This window comes from Pseudomonas ceruminis, assembly GCF_021602025.1.
GTDB classification, from domain to species: domain Bacteria; phylum Pseudomonadota; class Gammaproteobacteria; order Pseudomonadales; family Pseudomonadaceae; genus Aquipseudomonas; species Aquipseudomonas ceruminis.
Genome location: NZ_BQHW01000045.1, coordinates 24392 through 31354 on the forward strand (window position 1 = coordinate 24392; position 6963 = coordinate 31354).

A 6963-nucleotide genomic window follows, 5' to 3' on the forward strand; every position below is an offset into this window, starting at 1 on the left:
GGCCGAGCCCCTAGAAAAGAGCGCTGCTTTATACCAGAAAGACTGCGTTGCAACAACAGATGATGAGCATCCGCTTGCTGTAAATTGTGCGCGAGCAGCATAACGACTAGCCCGGCGAACTGTCGACCGCTCGTCGCCAGTCGGCTGAAAAAGAGAGTGGCCATTTCCTGAAGCGCGCACTAGGGTAGGACGTTTCCAGACTGCACCGGCAGATGGGCCACTGACCGCCAAGGAGCCACGATGCGTGCCGCCGCCCTTTCCTTATTGTTCACCTCCCTGCTTGCCGCCGGCTTCGCCCAGGCAGCCCCGCTGAGCGTTTGCAGCGAAGCCAGCCCCGAGGGCTTCGACGTGGTTCAGTACAATTCGCTGACCACCACCAATGCCTCGGCCGATGTGCTGATGAACCGCCTGGTCGAATTCGACGCGGCCCAGGGCAAGGTCGTGCCGAGCCTGGCGCAAAGCTGGACCGTGTCGGCCGACGGCCTGGTCTACGATTTCAAACTGCGCGACGGCGTCAAGTTCCACACCACCCCGTACTTCAAGCCGGCCCGTGCGCTGAATGCCGACGACGTGCTGTTCAGCTTCCAGCGCATGCTCTACCCCGCCCACCCCTGGCACAAGACGGCCCCCGGCGGGTACCCGCATGCCCAGTCGCTGCAACTGGGCAGCCTGATCAAATCGATCGAGGCCCCTGACCCGAACACCGTGCGCTTCACCCTGACCCATGCCGATGCCACCTTCCTGGCAACCTTGAGCATGGGCTTCGCTTCGATCTATTCCGCTGAGTACGCCGACCAGTTGCTCAAGGCCGGCACCCCCGAAAAGCTCAACAGCCAGCCGATCGGCACCGGCCCGTTCGTGTTCCAGCGCTTCCAGAAGGACGCCGTGGTCCGCTACCGCGCCAACGCTGACTATTTTGACGGCAAACCTGCGGTCGATCCGCTGATCTTCGCCATCACCACCGATGCCAACGTGCGCCTGCAAAAGCTCAAGCGCAATGAATGCCAGGTGGCGCTGTCGCCCAAACCGCTGGACATTGCCGATGCCGGCAAGGATGGCAACCTCAAGGTCGCTACCACACCAGCCTTCATGACCGCCTTCGTGGCCATCAACAGCGAGCACCCGCCGCTGGACAAACCCGAGGTGCGCCAGGCCATCAACCTGGCGTTCGACAAGCAGGCCTACCTCAAGGCCGTGTTCGAAGACACCGCCACGGCCGCGAATGGCCCCTACCCGCCCAACACCTGGAGCTATGCCAAGGACCTGCCCGGCTACTCGCTGGATGTGAACAAGGCCAAGGCGTTGCTGACCAAGGCCGGCTTGCCGGAGGGTTTCAGTACCACCATCTGGACCCGCCCATCAGGCAGCGTGCTCAACCCCAACCCTAGCCTGGGCGCACAGATGCTTCAGGCCGACCTGGGCAAGATCGGCATCAAGGCCGAGATCCGCGTGATCGAATGGGGCGAGCTGATTCGCCGGGCCAAGGCTGGCGAGCACGACCTGCTGTTCATGGGCTGGGCCGGCGACAACGGCGACCCCGACAACTTCCTCAGCCCGCAGTTTTCCTGTGCTGCGGTCAAGTCGGGTACCAACTTTGCGCGGTTCTGCGACAGCCGGCTGGACCAGTTGATCAGTGCCGGACGCACCACCAACGACCAGAGCGTGCGCAGCCGGCTGTACCAGCAGGCGCAGACACTTATCCAGCAGCAGGCGCTGTGGGTGCCGCTGGCGCATCCGACGGCGGCAACGCTGCTGCGCGACGGGGTCGAGGGTTATCAGGTGAGCCCGTTTGGGCGGCTGGACTTGAGCAAGGTGTCGGTGACCCACTGAAAGTGAGGGCGCCCATGCCGGCCTCATCGCCGGCATGGGCAATGCGCGCTCAGCAAAACACGCCTAGGCCACAATCCACCCCTGCTCGACCATCGAGAGCGGTTCGCCATCACCAATGATGATGTGGTCGAGCACCCGCACATCGATCAACCCCAACCCCCGTTTCAACGAAAGCGTCATGTGCACATCGTCCTGGCTGGGCTCGCAGTGACCCGAAGGGTGGTTGTGACACAGAATCAGCGCCGCCGCGTTATGCAGCAACGCTCGGCGCACCACCTCGCGCGGGTAGATACTGGCCCGGTCGATGGTCCCCCTGAACAGGATCTCGAACGCCAGCGGCCGATGCTTGGTATCCAGAAAGAGGCAGCCGAACACTTCACTGGCCTCATGGCGCAGCATGGCTTTGAGATACCGACGCACGGCCTCGGGGCTCTCCATGGCGGGGCCACGCTCAATGGCGGTAGCCAGGTTCCTGCGGCCGATCTCCAGCAACGCCTGCAGTTGGCTGTACCTCACCGGCCCCAAGCCGAGCTCCCCCAGGAATGCCTCCCGGTCGGCCTCAAGCAGCTGACGCAGGCTTCCGAATTTCACCAGCAACCCTCGCGCCAGTTCTACAACGTTACGGCCACGTACACCGGTGCCGAGAAACACGGCCAGCAATTCGGCATCCGAAAGGCTGCCGACCCCGCGCAGCAACAACTTCTCCCTCGGCCGTTCTTCAGCCGGCCACTGCCTGATGTTCATCCCTGCTCCTTGGTCCTGCTGCGGCCCGTTTGGCCCCTGTGTTAATCTATTTCGCCTCGTACATGCGACGTTCTGCCGCAGGCAGTCTTGTTCGTCGCCGCCCGCTCTCACTGGAAAAAGGCAAGCCTATGCAGCGGCTGTATCGCAAGCGCATCGTTCTCGGCGTAGGGGGCGGCATTGCCGCCTACAAGAGCGCCGAGCTGATTCGCCGTCTCCTGGAGCACGGCGCGCAGGTGCGCGTCGTCATGACCCGCGGTGGTGCTGAATTCATTACCCCGCTGACCCTGCAGGCGCTGTCCGGTCACCCGGTACACCTGGATCTGCTCGACCCCGCCGCCGAAGCGGCCATGGGCCACATCGAACTGGCCAAGTGGGCCGACCTCGTGCTGATCGCCCCGGCCACCGCAGACCTCATGGCTCGCATGGCCCAGGGCATGGCCGACGACCTGCTGACCACCCTGGTGCTGGCCACCGACGCCACCGTAGCCGTCGCCCCCGCCATGAACCAGGCGATGTGGCGCGACCCGGCGACCCAGGCCAACCTCGAACTGCTCAAGAGCCGTGGCATCCAGGTATTTGGCCCGGCCTCCGGTAGCCAGGCCTGCGGCGACGTGGGCCTGGGCCGCATGCTCGAAGCCACCGACCTGGCCTGGTGCGCCGCCGAAAGCTTCCAGCGCCAGGCACTCACCGGCAAACACGTACTGATCACCGCTGGCCCGACCCAGGAAAACATCGACCCCGTGCGCTACATCACCAATCATAGTTCCGGGAAGATGGGTTTTGCCCTGGCCGAAGCGGCTGCCGAAGCCGGTGCTCGGGTGACCCTCGTCACCGGCCCGGTGCACTTGCAAACGCCCGACCGGGTCACCCGCATCGACGTGGTCAGCGCGCGGGACATGCTCGCAGCCTGTGAAGCGGCCATGCCGTGCGACCTGTTCATCGCCTCTGCGGCGGTGGCGGACTACCGTCCAGAAGTCGTCGCCCCGCAAAAACTGAAGAAGGATCCTACGACTGGCGACGGCATGCTGCTGCAGATGGTGCGTAATCCCGATATCCTTGCCACCATCGCTGGCCGCAACGACCGCCCGTTCAGCGTCGGCTTCGCCGCCGAGACCGAACACCTGCTCGATTACGCCACGCGCAAGCTCAAGGACAAGAACCTCGACTTGATCGTCGCCAATGATGTGGCTAACCCCAGCATCGGCTTCAACAGCGAGGAAAACGCCCTGACCGTGATCGACCGCCAGCAGCACCAGACCCTCTTCGCGCAGACCAGCAAGGGCAAGATTGCCCGGCAACTGGTCGCCTTCATCGCCGAACGGCTCAATCAGGTTCAATAAGTTACATGCACGCTCTTCAAGCCAAGATTCTCGACCCACGCCTGGGCAGCGAATTCCCGCTGCCGCAATACGCCACCCCCGGCTCCGCTGGCCTGGACCTGCGCGCCCTGCTCAAGGAGGACACCGTCCTCGAGCCGGGCCAGACCCTGCTGATCCCCACCGGCCTGTCGATCTACATCGGTGACCCGGGCCTGGCGGCGATGATCCTGCCGCGCTCGGGGCTGGGCCACAAGCATGGCATCGTGCTGGGTAACCTGGTCGGCCTGATCGACTCGGACTACCAGGGCGAGCTGATGGTGTCGTGCTGGAACCGCGGTAACACGCCATTCACCATCGCCGTCGGCGAGCGCATCGCCCAACTGGTCCTCGTGCCGGTGGTGCAAGCGCATTTCGACATCGTCGAGGCTTTCGACGAAAGCCAGCGCGGCACCGGCGGCTTCGGTCACTCTGGCAGCCACTGAGCCCAGCGGCGACCGTTCAGGCCATGGATGGCGAACTCTCTGGCGAAACCATCGTCCAAGCGTTCAGTTTTTACGCCTGCCCAGAAGCCTTAGACCTATGGAGCTTCCAGAGATGAATGACATGGCAAACCTGCCCCCTGCACTGCCGGCAAGCATCTTCCGCGCGTATGACATACGCGGCGTGGTCGGCAAGACGCTGCACGGCGAGACTGCCTACTGGATCGGCCGCGCTATCGGTGCCCAGACCCTCGCTCAAGGCGAACCGCAGATCGCTGTCGGCCGTGATGGGCGCCTGTCCGGCCCAATGCTGGTAGAGCAATTGATCAAAGGCCTGGTCGACGCCGGTTGCCATGTGACCGACATCGGCCTGGTGCCGACCCCAGCGCTGTACTTTGCCGCCAACGTGCTGGCCGGTACGTCCGGCGTGATGCTCACCGGCAGCCACAACCCGTCGGACTACAACGGTTTCAAGATCGTCATCGCTGGCGATACCTTGGCCAACGAACAGATCCAGGCGCTGCTCACCCGCCTTGAACGCAACGACCTGACCCGCGCCGAAGGCAGCGTGCAGACAGTCGACATGCTGGACCGCTACTGCCAGCAGATCGTCGCCGACGTGAAGCTGGCGAAAAAGCTCAAGGTGGTGGTGGACTGCGGCAACGGTGCCGCCGGCGTTATCGCGCCCCAACTGATCGAGGCCCTGGGCTGCGAGGTCATTCCGCTGTTCTGCGAGGTGGACGGCAACTTCCCCAACCACCACCCGGACCCGGGCAAGCCGGAAAACCTTGTGGACCTGATTGCCAAGGTCAAGGCAACCGGCGCCGATATCGGCCTGGCTTTCGACGGCGACGGTGACCGCGTCGGCGTCGTGACCAATACCGGCACGATCGTCTATCCCGACCGCCTGCTGATGCTGTTCGCCCAGGATGTGCTGTCGCGCAACCCAGGCGCCGAGATCATCTTCGACGTCAAATGCACCCGTGCGCTGACCCCGCTGATCGAACAGCATGGCGGCCGCGCTCTGATGTGGAAGACCGGCCATTCGTTGATCAAGAAGAAAATGAAACAGACCGGCTCGCTGCTGGCGGGCGAAATGAGTGGGCACATTTTCATCAAGGAACGCTGGTACGGCTTCGACGACGGTATTTACAGCGCCGCACGCCTGCTGGAGATCCTCAGCAAGGCCGGGCAGGACGCCGAACACCTGTTTGCCGCGTTCCCGAACGATATTTCCACGCCGGAAATCAACATTGATGTGACCGACGAGGGTAAATTCAGCATCATTGATGCACTGCAACGCGACGCCGACTGGGGCGAAGCCCGCCTGACCACCATCGACGGTGTGCGGGTCGACTATGCCCGCGGCTGGGGCCTGGTCCGTGCCTCCAACACCACACCGGTGCTGGTGCTGCGCTTCGAGGCCGAAAGCGACGCCGAATTGCAACGTATCAAGGATGTTTTCCGCGCCCAGTTGCTGCGGGTTGCCCCTGAGCTGCAACTGCCGTTCTGACCGACTATCTGTTCCTTACAGGAGCCCTGCATGACCCTCGATCGCGATGCCGCTTCCCATGTAGCCGAGGTTTTGTCCGAAGCACTGCCCTACATCCGCCGTTTTGTCGGCAAGACCCTGGTGATCAAGTACGGCGGCAACGCGATGGAGAGCGAGGAGCTCAAGACCGGCTTCGCCCGGGACATCGTGCTGATGAAGGCCGTGGGCATCAACCCGGTGGTCGTGCACGGCGGCGGTCCGCAGATCGGCGACCTGCTCAAGCGCCTGTCGATCGAAAGCCACTTCATCGATGGCATGCGCGTCACCGACGCAGCGACCATGGACGTGGTTGAAATGGTGCTGGGCGGCCAGGTCAACAAGGACATCGTCAACCTGATCAACCGCCACGGCGGCAGCGCCATCGGCCTGACCGGCAAGGACGCAGAGCTGATCCGCGCCAGGAAGCTCACCGTCAGCCGCCAGACCCCAGAGATGACCCAACCGGAAATCATCGACATCGGCCATGTTGGCGAAGTCGTCAGCGTCAACACCGACCTGCTGAACATGCTGGTCAAGGGCGACTTCATCCCGGTGATCGCGCCGATCGGTGTGGGCGCCGATGGTGAGTCGTACAACATCAACGCCGACCTGGTGGCCGGCAAAGTGGCCGAAGCGCTGAAAGCCGAAAAACTGATGCTGCTGACCAATATCGCCGGCCTGATGGACAAGCAGGGGCAGGTCTTGACCGGCCTGACCACCGAGCAGGTCAACGAACTGATCGCCGACGGCACCATCTACGGCGGCATGCTGCCGAAGATCAAGTGTGCATTGGAGGCGGTACAAGGTGGCGTCAACAGCTCGCATATCATCGATGGCCGCGTGCCGAATGCGGTGCTGCTGGAGATCTTCACCGACAGCGGTGTGGGTACCCTGATTACCAACCGCAAGCCGCGCTGAGTCAGCGTTACCTGCATGTCTAGTCCTGAAATAGGTTTACACCTGTTCAGGTAGGCCGATAGGCCTCAAAACGCCCGATGCACCGCATCGGGCGTTTTGTTTTTCAGGGCCATATGGGGCCGTTCTGTGTTGTAGATCTGCA

5 protein-coding genes and 1 pseudogene are annotated in these 6963 nt (G+C 63.1%); 5 read left to right on the top strand and 1 reads right to left on the bottom strand.

The window, feature by feature from the left end:
- Positions 1 to 240 precede the first annotated feature (240 nt).
- Positions 241 to 1830 carry an ABC transporter substrate-binding protein gene (locus L6D80_RS28715; protein WP_176516989.1) on the top strand — a complete coding sequence of 530 codons (1590 nt, stop codon included), beginning with the start codon at positions 241 to 243 and terminating at the stop codon, positions 1828 to 1830.
- A gap of 63 nt (positions 1831 to 1893) precedes the next feature.
- Here L6D80_RS28715 and radC read toward each other — a convergent pair whose 3' ends face one another.
- Positions 1894 to 2574 (bottom strand): RadC family protein, encoded by a 681-nt coding sequence (radC, locus tag L6D80_RS28720; RefSeq protein WP_054901316.1) that lies wholly within the window; start codon positions 2572 to 2574, stop codon positions 1894 to 1896.
- Positions 2575 to 2702: 128 nt separating this feature from the next.
- On the opposite strand from radC, the gene coaBC reads away from it, so the two are divergent.
- From coaBC to argB, 4 genes and pseudogenes are all read left to right on the top strand, one after another.
- Positions 2703 to 3914 carry a bifunctional phosphopantothenoylcysteine decarboxylase/phosphopantothenate--cysteine ligase CoaBC gene (coaBC, locus tag L6D80_RS28725; RefSeq protein ID WP_054901315.1) on the top strand — a complete coding sequence of 404 codons (1212 nt, stop codon included), beginning with the start codon at positions 2703 to 2705 and terminating at the stop codon, positions 3912 to 3914.
- Positions 3915 to 3919: 5 nt separating this feature from the next.
- The gene (gene dut, locus L6D80_RS28730; protein ID WP_054901314.1) at positions 3920 to 4375 is read left to right on the top strand and encodes a dUTP diphosphatase; all 456 of its coding nucleotides are present in this window, start codon (positions 3920 to 3922) and stop codon (positions 4373 to 4375) included.
- Positions 4376 to 4508: 133 nt separating this feature from the next.
- Positions 4509 to 5885: pseudogene (locus tag L6D80_RS28735) on the top strand (phosphomannomutase/phosphoglucomutase); the annotation flags it as partial.
- Positions 5886 to 5915: 30 nt separating this feature from the next.
- Positions 5916 to 6821 carry an acetylglutamate kinase gene (argB, locus tag L6D80_RS28740; protein ID WP_054901312.1) on the top strand — a complete coding sequence of 302 codons (906 nt, stop codon included), beginning with the start codon at positions 5916 to 5918 and terminating at the stop codon, positions 6819 to 6821.
- Positions 6822 to 6963 lie beyond the last annotated feature (142 nt).

Bases quoted from the DNA above. Each gene is read 5' to 3' on its own strand.
- L6D80_RS28715 (WP_176516989.1), top strand. From the start codon at position 241: ATGCGTGCCGCCGCCCTTTCCTTATTGTTCACCTCCCTGCTTGCCGCC.
- radC (WP_054901316.1), bottom strand. From the start codon at position 2,574: ATGAACATCAGGCAGTGGCCGGCTGAAGAACGGCCGAGGGAGAAGTTG.
- coaBC (WP_054901315.1), top strand. From the start codon at position 2,703: ATGCAGCGGCTGTATCGCAAGCGCATCGTTCTCGGCGTAGGGGGCGGC.
- dut (WP_054901314.1), top strand. From the start codon at position 3,920: ATGCACGCTCTTCAAGCCAAGATTCTCGACCCACGCCTGGGCAGCGAA.
- argB (WP_054901312.1), top strand. From the start codon at position 5,916: ATGACCCTCGATCGCGATGCCGCTTCCCATGTAGCCGAGGTTTTGTCC.